This is a genomic window from Methylosinus sp. LW4, assembly GCF_000379125.1.
Taxonomy (GTDB): domain Bacteria; phylum Pseudomonadota; class Alphaproteobacteria; order Rhizobiales; family Beijerinckiaceae; genus Methylosinus.
On record NZ_KB900626.1, the window covers coordinates 1,998,115 to 2,014,057 of the forward strand.

The following is a 15,943-nucleotide window of genomic DNA, read 5'->3' on the forward strand; positions in this document are numbered from 1 at the left end:
GCGACCAACACTATTCCAGGAGCACCCAATGTCAGAGGCAGTATCGGCGCCGATTTACGTCCGTTCGGAAAAACCGGGGCGCGGCCGCATTTATGATTCGATCACGCAGACGCTCGGCGACACGCCGCTGGTGCGCTTCGACCGTCTCGCCAAGGAGAAGGGCGTCAAGGCCAATCTTCTCGGCAAGCTCGAATTCTTCAATCCGCTGGCCAGCGTCAAGGACCGCATCGGCGTCAATCTCATCGACTCGCTGGAGAAGAGCGGCCGCATCGCGCCGGGCCGCAATCTGCTCATCGAGCCGACCTCCGGCAACACCGGCATCGCGCTCGCCTTCGTCGCCGCCGCGCGCGGCTATCGCCTCATTCTGGTGATGCCGGAATCCATGTCGATCGAGCGTCGCCGCATTCTCGCCGTGCTCGGCGCCGAGCTGGTGCTGACCCCGGCCGCGCAGGGCATGAAGGGCGCCGTGGCCAAAGCCACCGAGCTTGCCGCTGAAAATCCCGACGCGGTCATTCCGCAGCAGTTCGAGAATCCGGCCAATCCCGAGATCCACCGCGTCACGACGGCCGAGGAAATCTGGAACGACACCAAAGGCGAGATCGATTATTTCGTCTCCGGCGTCGGCACCGGCGGCACGATCACCGGCGTCGGCCAAGTGCTGAAGCCGCGCCGCCCCGGCCTCAAGGTCGTCGCCGTGGAGCCCGAGGATTCGGCGGTGCTGTCCGGCCGCCCGCCGGGACCGCATAAGATTCAAGGCATCGGCCCGGGCTTCGTGCCGCCGATCCTCGACCGCACGGTCATCGACGAGATCATCACCATCGGCAATCAGACCGCTTTCGAGACCGCGCGCCAGCTCGCCAAACTCGAAGGCATTCCGGTCGGCATCTCGTCCGGCGCCGCCGTGGCGGCCGCGCTCGAGATCGCCGCGCGGCCGGAGGCGGAAGGCAAGAATATCGTGCTGATCATCCCCGACTTCGCGGAGCGCTATCTCTCGACCGCGCTGTTCGAAGGCGTCTGATCCAGACTGCGGCGATCCGGGCCGCGTGGCTCGGATCGCCCGATTTTTATGTCAATGCGTATGAGGCTTTTGCGGAGCCGCTTTGCCGCGGCGCTCCAAATGGCGACGGCCGAAGCGCCCCGTCCAATAAGCGACGAAGACGATGAAGAAATAAATCAGCAGCATCCACGGCCAGCGCTCGCTCGCGCTCTCCGCCTTGTCGGAGAATTTGATCCAGCCTTCGAAGAGATATTCGACGCCGAAGCCGAAGATGAAGGTGAGAATCAGCGCGCTCTTCCACCAGGACAGGCGAAAAAAGCCGACCGCCAGCGCGACCATCAAGGCGACGATGCCGACGCCATTGACGAACTGCTGCAACAGGCTTTCGGAAAACAGTGTGATCAGGCGAACGACAAAGACCATGCGGCGCCCCTCTGCGATCGGCGAAACCGGCGCATACTACACATTCGGCAGATGCTGCGCGAGCGCCTCCAGCACCGCCATGCGCACGGCGACGCCCATTTCCACCTGATCCCTGATGAGCGAGCGCGCGCCGTCGGCCACGCTCGAGTCGATCTCGACGCCGCGATTCATCGGCCCCGGATGCATCACCAGCGCATCGGGCGCGGCGAAGGCGAGCTTCTCCTCGTCGAGGCCGAAGAAATGGAAATATTCGCGGCTGCTGGGCACGAAGGCGCCGTTCATGCGCTCGCGCTGCAGCCGCAGCATCATCACAATATCGGCGCCGGCGAGCCCCGCGCGCATGTCGTGGAATACTTCGACGCCGAGGCGCGACAGCGAATCGGGCGCGAGCGTGGAGGGGCCGACCGCGCGCAGCCGCGCGCCCAGCGCGCTCAGGAGAATAATATTGGAGCGCGCGACGCGCGAATGCAGAACATCGCCGCAGATCGCCACTGTGAGCCCCTCGATGCGGCCCTTGTGGCGGCGGATCGTCAAAGCGTCCAGCAGCGCTTGCGTCGGATGCTCATGGGCGCCGTCGCCGGCGTTGACCACGGCGCAATCCACCTTGCGCGCCAGAAGATGCACGGCGCCGGCGCGGGCGTGGCGCACCACCAGAATATCCGGCCGCATGGCGTTGAGCGTCATCGCCGTGTCGAGCAGCGTCTCGCCCTTCTTCTCCGAGGAATTGGCGACCGACATGTTCATGACGTCGGCGCCGAGCCGCTTGCCGGCGATCTCGAATGAGGCCTGCGTGCGGGTGGAGGATTCGTAGAAGAGATTGACCTGGGTGCGTCCGCGCAACGTGGCGCGCTTCTTCTCCACCTGGCGGGAGACCTCGATCGCCTCCTCCGCCATATCGAGCAGAGTGAGAATGTCGATGCGCGACAGCCCCTCTATGCCGAGCAGATGGCGATGCGGGAAGGCGGGATGCGGTTTTTGCGGCATGCCGCCGTCTATAACAGTTTCCGGCGCGCTGGCCAGCCTTCCCGCCGCGCGCTCATGGTTGAGAAATCCTCGAGACGATCGCTCGAAAGCGACGGCGGAACCAAAGGGGATGAAAAAGAGTTCTCGCCTTTGCCCGTCTCAGAGACGCTCTTTCCCCGAATTTTTCACGAAACAGGAGATCGCCATGCAAATTCGGCTCGGCTCGCCGCTTCTCGCGGCGGCTCTCTCCCTCTGCGCCGCCACGGCCATGGCGGCGACCACCGTCGCCACGGATTTCTCCAACATGCGCTCCGGCCCCGGCGCACGCTGGCCGGTCATCGCCCAAATCCCGGCCGGCGCCAAGATACGGCTCGACAATTGCGGACCGGGCTGGAAACACGATTGGTGCCAGATCCGCTACAAGGGCAAGCGCGGCTTCGTGGCCGCCAACACGCTGGAGCCGACGATGAAGAACGTCATCGTCGCCCCGCTCGTCACCCGCGACACCACCGCCGTGCGCTCCGGCCCCGGCGGAAATTGGAAGGCCATCGCCCAAATCCCGCCGGGCCAGAAGGTCGCCGCCTCCGCCTGCCAAAAGGGCTGGATGACCAGCTGGTGCAAGGTCACCTATGAGGGCAAGTCCGGCTATGTGGACCGCAACTATCTGAAGCGCAAGGGCGCCGTCTTCGCCCGATAAAGGCGGACCATAGAGACGCGACAGCCCATGGCCGGCCCCCGGCCCTGGGCTTTTTTGCGCGAATTCTCGCACAGCGGCGCGCGCCCTCGAACCGATTGACATATGCTCAGTGCGAGCATATCTGTAGCGCGAAGAGTGGTTGGCGAGGGTTGCTCAAACGCGCCATGACACTTAAGCTACAAAATAAGCCTCCGTCGGGCGGCGCCCGAAGGAGATTTTGATCGACCCGCCTTATGCTCGAATTGAGCATAAGTGAGGATGGAGCAAGGTCCATGACCCTCACCTTCCCCGAGAAGCGTCTCGATGCGCCCGCCATCGGCGCGCTCGTCGGAGCGGCGCAGCGCTTTCCCGTGCTGCCCATGCCCAATCTCGCCTGGAGCAAGGAGGTCGAGGCCGCGACCGCCCATCTCTACGAGCGGGTGGCGAAGGTCATGCCGGCGATCGAATGGGCGTATCACGCGCCCTATGTGAAGGCGATCAACGAGCTGAAGCGGGAACGCAACGCCGTCATTCTCGCCCATAATTACCAGACTCCGGAAATCTATCATTGCGTCGCCGATTTCGTCGGCGACAGCCTGCAGCTCGCCAAGCTCGCCGCCACCTCCGACGCCGAGATCATCGTGCAGGGCGGCGTGCATTTCATGGCCGAGACCTCCAAGATTCTGAGCCCCGAGAAAGTGGTGCTGATGCCCGATCTCGAGGCCGGCTGCTCGCTCGCCGCCTCCATCACCGCCGCCGACGTTCGCGCGCTGCGCGCCGAATATCCGGGCGTGCCGATCGTCGCCTATGTCAACACTTCCGCCGAAGTGAAGGCGGAGGTGGACATTTGCTGCACCTCCTCCAATGCGCTGAAAGTGGTCGAGAGCCTCGGCTCCGATCGCGTCATCATGCTGCCCGACCGCTATCTCGCCGAGAATGTCGCGGCGCAGACCAAGGTGAAGATCATCGCCTGGCGCGGCGCCTGCGAGGTGCATGAGCGCTTCACCGCGGAAGAGCTCGAGACCTATCGTGCCGATCATCCGGGCGTGAAGATCATCGCCCATCCCGAATGCCCGCGCGAGGTGGTGGAGATTTCCGATTTCGCCGGCTCGACTGCGGCGATGATCGATTATGTGCGCACGAAAAAGCCGGCGCGCGTGCTGCTCGTCACCGAATGCTCCATGGCCGACAATGTGGCGGCGGAGACGACGGGAACCGAGTTCATCCGCCCCTGCAATTTCTGCCCGCATATGAAGCGCATCACGCTGCCGAAGATTCTCGACGCGCTGGTCCACATCCGCGAGGAGGTGACGGTCGATCCGCTGATCGCCGCGCGCGCGCGCGTCTCCGTGCAGCGGATGATCGATCTGGGTTAGAGGACTCCCTTCTCCCGCCTGCGGGAGAAGGTGGCCCGGCGAAGCCGGGTCGGATGAGGGAACGTCGAAGACAATCCTGCCTCCCGTCCGCCCCAAATCGCCATGCGCAAGACAACGGCCGAAGGACCCTCATCCGACCCTCGCTGACGCGAGGGCCACCTTCTCCCGCAAGCGGGAGAAGGAATTCTCAAAGGAGCGCGGCCATGACGGCTCGATACGAGGCTCTGATCGCAGCGATCGACGCCGCCAACGCCGACGATCCACGCAAAGTGACGGCCGATGGAGCCGAGCGCGCTTTCGAGATCGTCTACGCCGAGCGGATGACGGCGCGCCTCGCCGCGCTCTATCCCGACGCCTCGGAGCTGCTGCAAATCGCGACGCGCGCGCAGCATTTGCGCCGCTGGGACATTCCGCGCGAGAATTTCCCGCTCGGCCGCCACGGCTACAATGATTGGCGCAAGGAGTGCCGCGCGCATCACGCGCGCCTCGTCGGCGAGCTCATGCGCGCTCAGGGCTATGCGGAAGACGAGATCGCGCATGTCGGCGCGATCATCCGCAAGGAGAAGCTGAAGAAGGATCGCGATTCCCAAGCGCTGGAGAATGTCGCGGCGATCGTCTTCCTCGAGCATTATTTCGACGACTTCCACGAGAAATACAAAGACTACGACGATGAGAAGATCGTCGACATCCTCGGCAAGACGCTGTGCAAAATGTCGCCCAAGGGCCATGGCGCGGCGCTGGCCCTGCCCTTGCCGGAGCGTACGCGCGCGCTGGTGGCGGCGGCCATCGCCAAGGAGAGCGAGGCTCTCGCCAAGCTCGCAGCCGTAGCGATCGACTGATGATCGGCGCGCCCACTCCCCACCCCTCCCCCGCCATGCGGGAGAGGGAGCAGATTCCGCGCGTCATCGATATTGCGCGCAACGCGCCGCGCGCTCGGGAGCGTTCAACGTGACACAGACTCCCATCCTCATCGTCGGCGGCGGCCTCGCCGGCCTCTTCTGCGCGTTGAAGCTCGCACCGCGCCACGTCCGCGTGCTCACTCCAGGCTCCATCGACGAAGGCGCGGCGTCCTTCTGGGCGCAGGGCGGCGTCGCCGCAGCCGTGCTCGACACGGATTCGCCGGAGCGCCACGCCGAGGACACGCTGAAGGCCGGCGCCGGCATCGTCGATCGGCAAGTCGCGCTCGGCATGGCGCGCGAAGCCCGCGCCCGCATCGAAGATCTCCTCTCCTATGGCGTGCCCTTCGATCGCGCCGACGGCCAATTCACGCCCTCGCGCGAGGCGGCCCATTCCGAGCGGCGCATCGTGCGCGTGAAGGGCGACACCGCCGGCCGCGCGATAATGGAGACGCTCGTCGCCGCCGTTCGCGCGACGCCTTCCATCGAATTATTGGAAGGCTTTTCCGCGCAGGAATTGCTGACCCATGACGGACGCGTCATCGGCCTGCGCGCGCGCGGCCGCGACGGCATTTTGCGTGATTTTCTCTCACCCGCCACCGTGCTGGCGACGGGCGGAATCGGCCATCTCTACCGCGTCACCACAAATCCCAAGGAAGCGCGCGGAATCGGCCTCGCAATGGCGGCGCGCGCCGGCGCGCTCGTCGCCGATGCGGAATTCGTGCAATTCCATCCGACCGCGATCGACATTGGCGTCGATCCGGCGCCGCTGGCGACGGAATCTCTGCGCGGCGAAGGCGCGATCATCATCGATCGCGCCGGCCATCGATTCATGGCGGAGATCGCTCCGGCCGCCGAGCTCGCGCCGCGCGACATCGTGGCGCGCGGCGTCTTCGCATCGATCGCGGCGGGAGGCGGCGCTTTTCTCGATGCGCGCGCGACTGTCGGCGCGGAGTTTCCCGCGCGCTTTCCGACCGTCTATGCGAGCTGCATGGCCGGCGGCGTCGATCCTGTGACCGCACCCATTCCGATCGCGCCCGCCGCGCATTATCACATGGGCGGCGTCGCCACCGATGCGCGCGGGCGGACGTCTCTCGCCGGACTTTGGGCGGCCGGCGAGGTCGCCTCCACCGGCGTGCATGGCGCCAATCGCCTCGCCTCCAACTCCCTGCTCGAGGCCGTGGTGTTCGCAGCGCGCATCGCGAACGACATAGGCGAGCAGACTGTCGAGGCCGCGCCCGCCCCTGCCCCATCGCCCGACGCGGCCGACGCGCCCGAGCAGAGCCTCATCGACGAATTGCGCGATGTGATGGCGCGCGATGTCGGCGTTATCCGTGATGCGATCGGGCTCACGCGCGCGGCGCGGACGATCCTGCGCGTAGAGGCGGCGACAACCAATGCGCAATTGCGCAATATGGCGCTGACCGCTCTGCTGGCGACGAGCGCGGCGCTGGCGCGGCGCGAGAGTCGCGGCGCGCATTTCCGCTCCGATTTTCCGCGCGCCGAGGACGCGCTCGCGCATCGCTCCTACATGACAATGACGCAAGCGCGCGCTATCGCCGAGGACGCGCTGAAATGATCGCGTCTCAGCGCCGTCGATGCGAGCCTGAAGGCTCGCGGTCCAGCGCGCGCCTCGGACCGCGAGCCTTCAGGCTCGCTTCAGCTCGGACGCCGCGATGACAGCCCCCTGGACGCTCCCCGCCCTGCATGTAGAAGAGGCCGTGCGCGCCGCTCTCGCCGAGGATTTCGGCCGCGCCGGCGACATCACCACTCAGGCGACGATCCCCGAGACCGCCCACGCCCGCGCCGTCATCGCCGCGCGCGAAGCCGGCGTCGTCGCGGGCCTCGGCGTGGCGGCGGCCGCATTTCGCCTCGTCGACCCCGCCGTCGTCTTCACGCCTGCGACGCAGGACGGCGCGCGCATCGGCGAGGGCGATGTTCTCGCCCGGATCGAAGGCCCGGCGCGCGCCATTCTCTCGGCGGAGCGCGTCGCCTTGAATTTCCTCGGCCGGCTCTGTGGCGTCGCCACGCTCACGGCGCGCTATGCGGAGAAAATCGCGCATACGAAGGCCAAGGTCTGCGACACGCGCAAGACGACGCCGCTGCTACGCGCATTCGAGAAATATGCGGTGCGCTGCGGCCGCGGCGCCAATCACCGCTTCGGCCTCGATGATGCGGTGCTGATAAAGGACAATCACATCGCCGTCGCCGGCGGCGTCGGCCCCGCATTGCGCGCCGCCAAAGCCTTCGCCGGCCATATGGTGAAGATAGAGATAGAGGTCGACACGCTCGCGCAGCTCGAGGAGGTCCTCGCCGAAGGCGCGGATATCGTGCTGCTCGACAATATGGCGCTCGATTCTTTGCGCGCCGCGGTCGCGCTGATCGGCGGCGCAATGCGCGCGGAAGCGTCCGGCGGCGTCACGCTGGAGACGATCGCGGCGATAGCGGAGACGGGCGTCGATCTCATTTCCGTCGGCGCGCTCACGCATTCCGCGAAAACGCTGGATCTCGGCCTCGATATAGAAATTGGATAAGGTCACACCTCTCGTCGCAGCCGCGCGAGCGACGCGCTGCGATTGAGCATCACTTCCTCGAAGCGCGACGAGAGCAGAAAGGCGAGCTCCTGCTCGCGCGTCACCGTCACCGGGTCCTGCGCGCGCAAATCCTCGTCGACGCGGCCGGGATGGCACATCACCAGATGCCGCTCGCCGGGCGCGCGCAAATAGGTTTCGAATTGCGCGGCGTAATCGCTGCGCGGATCGAAATCGGAAAAGCCGGCGAAGCCTTCGTTGAGCAGAAAGCCGCGCGCCACCGCCTCGCGCCGATAGCCGCGGCCGATGGCGCGGACCACCATGGCCTTGCGCATGTCGGCGCCGCGAATCACGATGCGATGCATCCGATCGCCGGCGTCGCGCAGCCAGAGCTTCTCGCCCGTGAGGCCGCGCTTCTCCAGCGCGTCGAACAGCGCCGTGCGCACGCCGGGCAGCGCATGGACATGCTGATGCCCGTCGAGATGGTCCGGCGCGCGGCCCATCACCGCGTAGAAGCGGTCGATCTGGCGGTCGATCTCGGCGCGGATCTCCTCCATCGGCAGCTTTCCGCGCATGGCGGCGCGAATCACCTCGCGCAGCGGCGGAAACACGCCGCCGGGCGCGAATTTCGGCATATTGGTGAGCGGACGCCCGAGCGTCAGATTGAAATGCACGCCGATGTCGGCGTCATGGCGGCGGCGCGCCAGCTCCCGCCCCATGGCCGGCCAGCGATCGACATTGGTGAGCGCGGAGACCGCCGTCAGCCGCCCGACGTCCAGCGCCTCGAGAATGCCGAGGCTGACGCCCATGGAGAGGCCGTAATCATCCGCGCAGAGCGCGACCGCACGTTGCGCCGCCATCTTCCTACCCCGTCCTCCCGGCTTCGGCGCGCTTGCGCATTTTCGCGCGCCCGCCTAGGTCTTGCCCGTTTCTCTTGCCCGGTCCGAACCTATAAGGCGAGCGATGGACGATAAAGCCGAAAATCCGCCGGAGATATCCGTAGCCATTCCGGTCTTCAACGAGGCGGCCAATCTTCGCCCGCTGGTCGCCAGGCTGAAGCCCGTGCTGGAGCGTTGCGCCGCCTCTTTCGAGATCGTTTTCGTCGATGACGGCTCCTCGGACGAAACGCTCGCGGGATTGCGCGAATTGCATAGAGAGGACGCCCGCGTCAAAGCAGTGTCCTTCAGCCGCAATTTCGGCAAGGAGATCGCCATAGCCGCCGCTCTGGACCATTCCCGCGGCGCGGCCGTGGCGCTGATGGACGCCGACCTCCAGCATCCGCCGGAGACGATCGCCGAATTCGTCGCCAAATGGCGCGAGGGCTATAAGAACGTCTATGGCGTGCGCCGCGACCGCGCCGGCGAGCCGCTGATGCGAACGCTCTTCGCCAATCTCTTCTACGGCCTGTTCGATCGTTTCGGCGAGACGCCGCTGCCGCGCGGCGCCGGCGATTTCCGCCTGCTCGACCGCCAGGCGATCGACGCGCTCTCGCGCATGCGCGAGCGGGCGCGCTTTTCGAAAGGCCTCTTCGCCTGGATCGGCTTCAAATCGATCGGCGTGCCTTTCGAGGTGGAGGAGCGCGCCTCCGGCCGCTCCAAATTCAATTACGCCAAGCTCATCCGCTTCGCGCTCGACGGGCTGATGTCCTTCTCCTCCGTGCCGCTGAAGGTCTGGGCGGTGATCGGAATCACCGTCTCGACCTTCGCGCTCGCCATGGCGGCCTATTATTTCTGGCGCACGGTGTTCTATGGCGTGGATGTCCCCGGCTACGCCTCGCTGATCGTCTCCATCGCCTTTCTCGGCGGAATGCAATTGTTCTCGCTGGGCGTGCTCGGAGAGTATATCGCGCTCATTTTCGGCGAGGTGAAAGGACGCCCGCTCTATCTCGTCGCTGAGCGTGTAGGGGTGGAAGACGAAACGGCGAGGCCGCTCGAGTGACCAATCGATTCCAGAGCCCCCCTCATGCTGAGGAGCGCCTGAAAGGCGCGTCTCGAAGCACGCCGCATCTATCGGTTCCGCCTTCTGGAGCCCCTCGTGCTTCGAGACGCGGCCTGCGGCCGCTCCTCAGCATGAGGGGTGTGGTTGCTCCATGATCCGCAATCTCCTCTCTGTCGGCGGCTTCACGCTGCTCTCGCGCATCACCGGCTTTCTGCGTGATGTGATGCTGTCGGGCATTCTCGGCGCCGGGCTCGCGGCGGACGCTTTCTTCATCGCCTTTCGCCTGCCCAATCATTTCCGCGCCATTTTCGGCGAAGGCGCCTTCAACGCCGCTTACGTCCCCTGCTATTCCAAGGCGCTCGAGCAGCAAGGAAAAGACTCGGCGAAGGAATTCTCGAGCGAGGTGTTCACGCTTCTGCTCGCCTCGCAGATCGTTCTGCTCCTTCTCGCCTACGCCTTCATGCCACAATTCGTCGCCCTGCTCGCGCCGGGGCTCGATGATCGGCCGGAGAAATTCGCGCTCGCCGTTTCGCTGACGCGCATCACCTTCCCCTATCTGCTCTGCATGACTCTGGTCACGTTGCATCAGGGCACGCTCAACGCCAATGGCCGTTTCGCCGCGCCCGCCTTCGCGCCAAATCTGCTCAATCTCACCATGATCGCGGCGCTCGCCGTCGCCTTTCTGTTTCCGAGCGCTGCCTATGCCGCCGCCTGGGGCGTGACCATCTCCGGCGTCTTGCAGCTCGCTCTGCTGATGGCCAACGCCCGCATGATCGGCGTGATGGAAGGCCTCGCGCGGCCGCATTGGAAGCGCGTGCGCGAATTCTTCCTGATGCTGGGGCCGGCGGTGATCGGCTCGGCGAGCGGGCAGATCGCCATTTTCGCCGATACGATCATCGCGTCGATGCTGCCGGACGGCGGCGTCTCCTCGATCAATTACGCCGATCGCATCTATCAGCTCCCCAATGGCGTCATCGGCCTCGCGGCCGGCACAGTGCTGCTGCCGGAGATGAGCCGCCGCATCGCCGCCGGCGACGAGGACGGCGCCCATGCGGCGCAAAATCGCGTGATGGCGCTGACAGTGGCGCTGGCCGCGCCTTTCTTCATCGCCTTTGTGACGATCCCCGAGCTCATCATGAGCGGCGTCTTCCTGCGCGGCGCCTTCACCCACGCCGACGCCGTCGCCGCCGCCGATGTGCTCGCGGCCTATGGCGGCGGGCTGATGGCGCTGGTGCTGATCGCCTCGGCGCGCGCGAGCTTTCAGGCGCATGGCGACACCAAGACGCCCATGTATGTCGCGCTCGGCGCCGTCGTCGTGAATGTGGGGCTGAAGATCGCGCTCTATGAGCCGATGGGCGCGCCGGGCCTCGCCACTGCGACCTCCGTCGGCCTATGGATCAATCTCGCGGCGCTGATCGGCCTCGCGCTGCATCGCGGGGCGATGCGCTTCGACGAGACGTTTCTGCGCGTCTCCATCGCGAGCCTCTGCGCCAGCGCGCCTTTGCTGGCGACGGCCTTTTATGGCTATGGGCCGGCGATGGCGCTGGCTGGGCGCCTCGGGCCGATGCGCGACATCGCCGCTCTGCTGCTGCTGGGCGCAGCGGGAGCGCTCGTCTATGCGGGCGTTCTCGCCGTCTGCCTGCGCGCCTTCGGCCTGCGCCTGTCGCAGCTGCGACGGGCGAAACGCTGACACGCATCGAGAAGCGAGCCCGAAGGCTCGCGGTCCAACGCCCGCCCCGGACCGCGAGCCTTCAGGCTCGCTTCTGTCCGCTGGACGAAAACGGCCTCACAGAAACTGCGACAGCCCCGGCACCGAATCGGTAATTTCCTTCAGCTTCTCCTTGCCCACCAGCCCCTCGGCATGGGCGAAGAACTCCTTGGCCAGCGCCTGGCTCTGATCCATGGAGAGGCCGACGCTGGAGAGCCGGCCGGCGAGCGCCATCAGATCGCCCTTGGAGCCGCCGACGAGGCCGCCGAGCCCGCCCAGCAAGCCGCCGAGCAGCCCGCCATCCGCCGCCGGAGCCGCCTCGGCCGCGGCGATCGCCTCCTCGGCGCCGGGCAGCTTGGCGATGAGATCGGCCGCCGGACCGTCCGGGAATTCCTTGCGGAAAAAGCCGAGCACATGACCAGCGGCGAGGCGCGCCGTCTCGGGCTCGACGCCGAGCGCTGCGGAAATGCGGGCGATCAATTCATCCATGCTCGGCTCCTACTTCAAAAAAAGCTCGGTCTCGACAATTACGCGGCGATTGCGACGAATTCGCAGCGGCTCACTCGGCGTCGAGGCCGTAGAGCGAATGCAGCGTGCGGACGGCGAGCTCCGTATAGGCGGCGTCGATCAGCACGGAGAATTTGATCTCCGAAGTGGTGATGGCGCGAATGTTCACGCCCTTCTCGGCCAGCGCCTTGAAGGCGCGGGCGGCGACGCCGGCGTGGCTGCGCATGCCGATGCCGATGGCCGAGACCTTCGCCACATCCTTGGCCCCGGCGAGACCGGCATAGCCGATCGAGGGCTTGGCCTTCTCGAGAATGGAGAGGCAGCGCTCATATTCGGCAGCCGGCACGGTGAAGGTCATGTCGGTCATGGTCGCGTCGGAGGCGACCTGCACGATCATGTCGACATTGACGCCGGCCTCGGCCAGCGGCACGAAGACCGCGGCCGCCACGCCGGGCTTGTCGGCGACGCCGCGAAGGGTGATCTGCGCCTCGTCACGCGAGAAGGCGATGCCGGTCACGACCTGGGCTTCCACAATATCCTCCTCTTTGCAGATCAGCGTGCCGCTGTTGGGACGGGCCGGATCGTCGAAGGACGAGCGGACGAAGGTGCGGACGCCATGCACCATGGCCACCTCCACCGAGCGCACCTGCAGCACCTTGGCGCCGAGCGAGGCCATTTCCAGCATCTCCTCGAAGGCGATGCGCTCCATGCGCCGCGCCTTGGGAACGACGCGCGGATCGGTGGTGTAGACGCCGTCGACATCCGTATAAATGTCGCAGCGGTCCGCCTCGATCGCGGCGGCGACGGCGACGGCGCTCGTGTCCGAGCCGCCGCGGCCGAGCGTGGTGATGCGGCCGCTCGGCTGGTGAATTCCCTGAAAGCCGGCGATGACGGCGACCTCGCCGCGATCGAAGCCCGAGAGCAGCGCCGAGCCGTCGATCGACTGAATCCGCGCGGAGCCATGGGCGTCGCTGGTCAGGATCGGGATTTGCCAACCGAGCCACGAGCGCGCCGCAAGGCCGAGATTCTGCAGGGCGATGGCCAGAAGGCCAGCGGTCACCTGCTCGCCGGAGGCGACGACGGCGTCATATTCGCGCTGATCGTGCAGAACGGCGGCGTCCTTGCACCAGGCGACCAGCTCATTGGTCTTGCCGGACATGGCCGAGACCACGACGGCGACCTTGTAGCCCGCCTCCACCTCGCGCTTCACATGGAGCGCGACATTGCGGATGCGTTCCACATTGGCGACCGAGGTGCCGCCGAATTTCATCACCAGACGAGCCATGACCGACCTAGATTGGAAACACGGGCCCGGCTCGGGGCGAGCCGGATGGCCGCTCGCATCCGACCAAAAGCGGGCGTATATGTGACGCCCCCGTCGCCGGTGTCAACGCCGCGGCGGGGACTGGACCAAGCCCCCGCCCCCTCATGCCGAGGAGCGCCTGAAAAGGCGCGTCTTTAAAGCACGAGGGTTCCAGAAGGCGGGGATGACGGCTTCCTCGTCCTTCGAGACGCCCACTGCGTGGGCTCCTCAGGATGAGGAAACCTTCTTCGAACAGTTCGGCGCCCCGAGAGCCGATGAGAGAGGACAAGCGTGCCGCAGCATCATGACCGCCCCCATTCCGCCAGCGTCGACCCGAAAGACGTCGACCGCTTCGACCGGCTCGGCGAGCTGTGGTGGGACGCCACGGGAAAAATGGGCATTTTGCACGACATCAATCCTGTCCGCGTTAATTACATCCGCGATCTCGCCTGCCGGCATTTTCGCGTGGACGGCGCGGCCCGAGACCGTCACGACGCGGAGCCGCTCGCGGGGCTGCGGCTCGTCGATATCGGATGCGGCGGCGGCATATTGAGCGAATCGCTGGCCGAGCTGGGCGCGAATGTCGCGGCGGTCGATCCCGCGCCCAATAATATAGAGGTGGCGCGCCGCCATGCGGAGCGCTCCGGCCTCGACATCGCCTATCGCAACAGTACCGCCGAGGCGCTGGCCGCGGAAGGCGCGCGCTTCGATATCGTCGTCGCCATGGAGGTGCTGGAGCATGTCGAAGGACAGAGCGATTTCGTCGCGACGCTCGCCTCGCTGGTCGAGCCCGGCGGGATGCTGTTTCTCGCCACGATAGACCGCACGCTGAAGAGCTATGCGCTGGCGATTCTGGGCGCCGAATATGTGCTGGGCTGGGTGCCGCGCGGCACGCACGACCATGACAAATTCGTGCGGCCCGACGAATTGTCGGCCTGGCTGCGCCGCGCCGGTCTGCGCGAGATCGACCGCTCCGGCATGAGCTTCCAGCCGCTGACGCGCAGCTGGCGCAAGAGCCACGACACCGATGTGAATTACATGATGGCCGCGACAAAGGTCGGCTAGGCCAGCCTGACGACAGCTCGGCGCGGCAGGATATGTCCCGTTTGTTTCGGGAGCATAGCCGCATGAGTCTGCATATTTCTCCGCCGTCGCCGCCGGACCTTATCGACACGCTCGCTGTCTGGCGCGCGCGCTTTCCTCGTTTCGCTGAAATGATGGACGCCGGCGAATCGCCGGTCAAAGCTTTGCGCTATCTCGGCCTCGGCCTCTGGCAGGAGGGCGATGTGACCGGCGCGGTCGCCGCTCTGACGACGGCCGCCTCGCTGACGCCCGAGGACGCTCATCTCCTCGCCGATCTCGGCGCGGTGCTCTGGCTCGACGGCCGCAAGGCCGACGCGCTGCAATGCTTCATCGCCTCGCTGGAGCGCGATCCGAGCCGCGTGCAGGTCTGGCTCACCGTCGCCAGCCTCTGCAACGAAATCGGCGAGACCGCCACCGCCGAGCATTCCTATCTCGCGGCGCTCGATCTCGATCCCGCCTGCGCCGAGGCGGCGACCGGGCTCGGCCTCATCTGCCTCGAGAGCCGCCGCTATGACGAAGCCGTCACGCTGCTGCGCGGCGCGCTGGAGCGCGGCGTCGCCACGCCCGGCCTCTACGCCTGCTATGGCCAGACGCTCTATCTAATCGGCGAGTTCGCGGCCGCGCGCGCCGCTCTGGCGCCCGCCGCCGCCGCTCTGCCCGAGGAAGCGGCGATCGTCCGCAAATATGCGCTCGCCGCTTGCGTGGAAACGGCGCTGCACGCCTCGCCCGAGGACGCCTTCGCCGCCTATCGGCGCGCCGCCGGGCTTCACGCGGAGGAGGACGCACGCATCGGCCGCGTGGTGTTCCGCGCGCTCTGCGGCTTCGGCCACAAGGAGGCGGCGATTCGCTTCGGCGAGGCGCTGCTGCGCGCGGCGCCGGACGATCAGATCATCCCATTCCATCTCGACGCGCTGCGCGGGACGCCGCGCGAGCGCGCCTCGCCGGCCTATATCGCCGCCTGCTTCGATCTCTATGCGCCGGACTTCGACCGTCACCTCACGGAGAGGCTCGACTATCGCGTGCCGGAGACATTGCAGCCTCTGCTGGCGGAAACCGCGAGCAGCTTTCCACGCATTCTCGACCTCGGATGCGGCACCGGCCTCGCGGCGCCCATGCTCGCCGGCTTCGGCGCGCAGATCGTCGGCGTCGACCTCTCCTCCCGCATGCTGGAGAAAGCGCGCGAGCGCGGACTCTATTCGCGGCTCGTGGAGCAGGACGCGGAGGCGTTTTTGGCCGGCTGCGACGAGCGCTTCGATCTCGTGGTCGCGCTCGATATGCTGATCTATCTCGGCGATCTCTCGGCGCTGTTCGCCGGCGCGGCGGCGCGTCTCGCGCCGGGCGGCGTCTTCGCATTCAGCTTCGAGACCGGCGCCGGCACGGATTACGCGCTCGATCCCGCCGGCCGCTTCGCGCATGATCCGGCCTATATAGAGGCGCTCTCGCAAAAGGACTTCGTCCCGCTCGTCTCGCGGGCGACGACGATCCGCATAGAGGCCAACCGGCCGGTCGACGGCCGGCTGGTCCTGCTGCGGAAACGCTGAG

General features: G+C 66.4%; 15 protein-coding genes. 10 read left to right on the forward strand and 5 right to left on the reverse strand.

All coding sequences use genetic code 11. From position 1 onward, the window contains the following. Positions 1-28 precede the first annotated feature (28 nt). Positions 29-1,018, forward strand: a complete 990-nt coding sequence (gene cysK / locus METLW4_RS0110155) for a cysteine synthase A (protein ID WP_018266095.1) — start codon at positions 29-31, stop codon at positions 1,016-1,018. Positions 1,019-1,069: 51 nt separating this feature from the next. Here the strand turns inward: cysK and METLW4_RS0110160 are convergent, their stop codons facing one another. Continuing rightward, a complete protein-coding gene (locus METLW4_RS0110160) occupies positions 1,070-1,420 on the reverse strand; it encodes a hypothetical protein (protein ID WP_018266096.1) in 351 nt (116 codons plus the stop codon). 36 nt (positions 1,421-1,456) lie between these two features. Next, the gene (locus tag METLW4_RS0110165) at positions 1,457-2,404 is read right to left on the reverse strand and encodes an aspartate carbamoyltransferase catalytic subunit (RefSeq protein WP_018266097.1); all 948 of its coding nucleotides are present in this window, start codon (positions 2,402-2,404) and stop codon (positions 1,457-1,459) included. A gap of 184 nt (positions 2,405-2,588) precedes the next feature. Between METLW4_RS0110165 and METLW4_RS24585 the strand changes: the two genes are divergently transcribed. The 5 genes from METLW4_RS24585 (at position 2,589) to nadC (ending at position 7,865) form a co-directional block, all read left to right on the forward strand. After that, positions 2,589-3,080 (forward strand): SH3 domain-containing protein, encoded by a 492-nt coding sequence (locus METLW4_RS24585; protein WP_157235048.1) that lies wholly within the window; start codon positions 2,589-2,591, stop codon positions 3,078-3,080. A 272-nt stretch (positions 3,081-3,352) separates the two neighbouring features. Then, positions 3,353-4,435 (forward strand): quinolinate synthase NadA, encoded by a 1,083-nt coding sequence (gene nadA / locus METLW4_RS0110175; RefSeq protein WP_018266099.1) that lies wholly within the window; start codon positions 3,353-3,355, stop codon positions 4,433-4,435. A gap of 203 nt (positions 4,436-4,638) precedes the next feature. Then, the gene (locus METLW4_RS0110180) at positions 4,639-5,274 is read left to right on the forward strand and encodes a DUF4202 domain-containing protein (protein ID WP_018266100.1); all 636 of its coding nucleotides are present in this window, start codon (positions 4,639-4,641) and stop codon (positions 5,272-5,274) included. Positions 5,275-5,383: 109 nt separating this feature from the next. Next, a complete protein-coding gene (locus METLW4_RS0110190; protein WP_018266102.1) occupies positions 5,384-6,910 on the forward strand; it encodes an L-aspartate oxidase in 1,527 nt (508 codons plus the stop codon). A gap of 97 nt (positions 6,911-7,007) precedes the next feature. Further along, entirely contained in the window at positions 7,008-7,865 is an 858-nt protein-coding gene (gene nadC, locus METLW4_RS0110195) for a carboxylating nicotinate-nucleotide diphosphorylase (protein ID WP_018266103.1), read from the forward strand. A gap of 2 nt (positions 7,866-7,867) precedes the next feature. On the opposite strand, the gene METLW4_RS0110200 is transcribed toward nadC, so the two are convergent. Beyond that, positions 7,868-8,722 (reverse strand): ChbG/HpnK family deacetylase, encoded by an 855-nt coding sequence (locus METLW4_RS0110200; protein WP_018266104.1) that lies wholly within the window; start codon positions 8,720-8,722, stop codon positions 7,868-7,870. A 103-nt stretch (positions 8,723-8,825) separates the two neighbouring features. Between METLW4_RS0110200 and METLW4_RS0110205 the strand changes: the two genes are divergently transcribed. Both METLW4_RS0110205 and murJ read left to right on the forward strand, forming a co-directional pair. Further along, entirely contained in the window at positions 8,826-9,800 is a 975-nt protein-coding gene (locus METLW4_RS0110205) for a glycosyltransferase family 2 protein (protein WP_018266105.1), read from the forward strand. A gap of 151 nt (positions 9,801-9,951) precedes the next feature. Next, positions 9,952-11,490 (forward strand): murein biosynthesis integral membrane protein MurJ, encoded by a 1,539-nt coding sequence (gene murJ, locus METLW4_RS0110210; RefSeq protein ID WP_018266106.1) that lies wholly within the window; start codon positions 9,952-9,954, stop codon positions 11,488-11,490. A gap of 96 nt (positions 11,491-11,586) precedes the next feature. Here the strand turns inward: murJ and METLW4_RS0110215 are convergent, their stop codons facing one another. Then, positions 11,587-11,997: a DUF2267 domain-containing protein gene (locus METLW4_RS0110215; protein ID WP_018266107.1), complete on the reverse strand. Its 411-nt coding sequence runs from the start codon at positions 11,995-11,997 to the stop codon at positions 11,587-11,589. 70 nt (positions 11,998-12,067) lie between these two features. Continuing rightward, positions 12,068-13,300: an aspartate kinase gene (locus METLW4_RS0110220; RefSeq protein ID WP_018266108.1), complete on the reverse strand. Its 1,233-nt coding sequence runs from the start codon at positions 13,298-13,300 to the stop codon at positions 12,068-12,070. Between the two features lie 309 nt (positions 13,301-13,609). Here METLW4_RS0110220 and ubiG point away from each other — a divergent pair, with 309 nt between their 5' ends. Beyond that, positions 13,610-14,383, forward strand: a complete 774-nt coding sequence (gene ubiG, locus METLW4_RS0110225; RefSeq protein ID WP_018266109.1) for a bifunctional 2-polyprenyl-6-hydroxyphenol methylase/3-demethylubiquinol 3-O-methyltransferase UbiG — start codon at positions 13,610-13,612, stop codon at positions 14,381-14,383. A 62-nt stretch (positions 14,384-14,445) separates the two neighbouring features. Then, positions 14,446-15,942 carry a methyltransferase domain-containing protein gene (locus tag METLW4_RS0110230; protein ID WP_018266110.1) on the forward strand — a complete coding sequence of 499 codons (1,497 nt, stop codon included), beginning with the start codon at positions 14,446-14,448 and terminating at the stop codon, positions 15,940-15,942. Position 15,943 lies beyond the last annotated feature (1 nt).

Coding starts and splice junctions, on each gene's coding strand:
- cysK (WP_018266095.1), top strand. CDS start 29: ATGTCAGAGGCAGTATCGGCGCCGATTTACGTCCGTTCGGAAAAACCG.
- METLW4_RS0110160 (WP_018266096.1), bottom strand. CDS start 1,420: ATGGTCTTTGTCGTTCGCCTGATCACACTGTTTTCCGAAAGCCTGTTG.
- METLW4_RS0110165 (WP_018266097.1), bottom strand. CDS start 2,404: ATGCCGCAAAAACCGCATCCCGCCTTCCCGCATCGCCATCTGCTCGGC.
- METLW4_RS24585 (WP_157235048.1), top strand. CDS start 2,589: ATGCAAATTCGGCTCGGCTCGCCGCTTCTCGCGGCGGCTCTCTCCCTC.
- nadA (WP_018266099.1), top strand. CDS start 3,353: ATGACCCTCACCTTCCCCGAGAAGCGTCTCGATGCGCCCGCCATCGGC.
- METLW4_RS0110180 (WP_018266100.1), top strand. CDS start 4,639: ATGACGGCTCGATACGAGGCTCTGATCGCAGCGATCGACGCCGCCAAC.
- nadC (WP_018266103.1), top strand. CDS start 7,008: ATGACAGCCCCCTGGACGCTCCCCGCCCTGCATGTAGAAGAGGCCGTG.
- METLW4_RS0110200 (WP_018266104.1), bottom strand. CDS start 8,722: ATGGCGGCGCAACGTGCGGTCGCGCTCTGCGCGGATGATTACGGCCTC.
- METLW4_RS0110205 (WP_018266105.1), top strand. CDS start 8,826: ATGGACGATAAAGCCGAAAATCCGCCGGAGATATCCGTAGCCATTCCG.
- murJ (WP_018266106.1), top strand. CDS start 9,952: ATGATCCGCAATCTCCTCTCTGTCGGCGGCTTCACGCTGCTCTCGCGC.
- METLW4_RS0110215 (WP_018266107.1), bottom strand. CDS start 11,997: ATGGATGAATTGATCGCCCGCATTTCCGCAGCGCTCGGCGTCGAGCCC.
- METLW4_RS0110220 (WP_018266108.1), bottom strand. CDS start 13,300: ATGGCTCGTCTGGTGATGAAATTCGGCGGCACCTCGGTCGCCAATGTG.
- METLW4_RS0110230 (WP_018266110.1), top strand. CDS start 14,446: ATGAGTCTGCATATTTCTCCGCCGTCGCCGCCGGACCTTATCGACACG.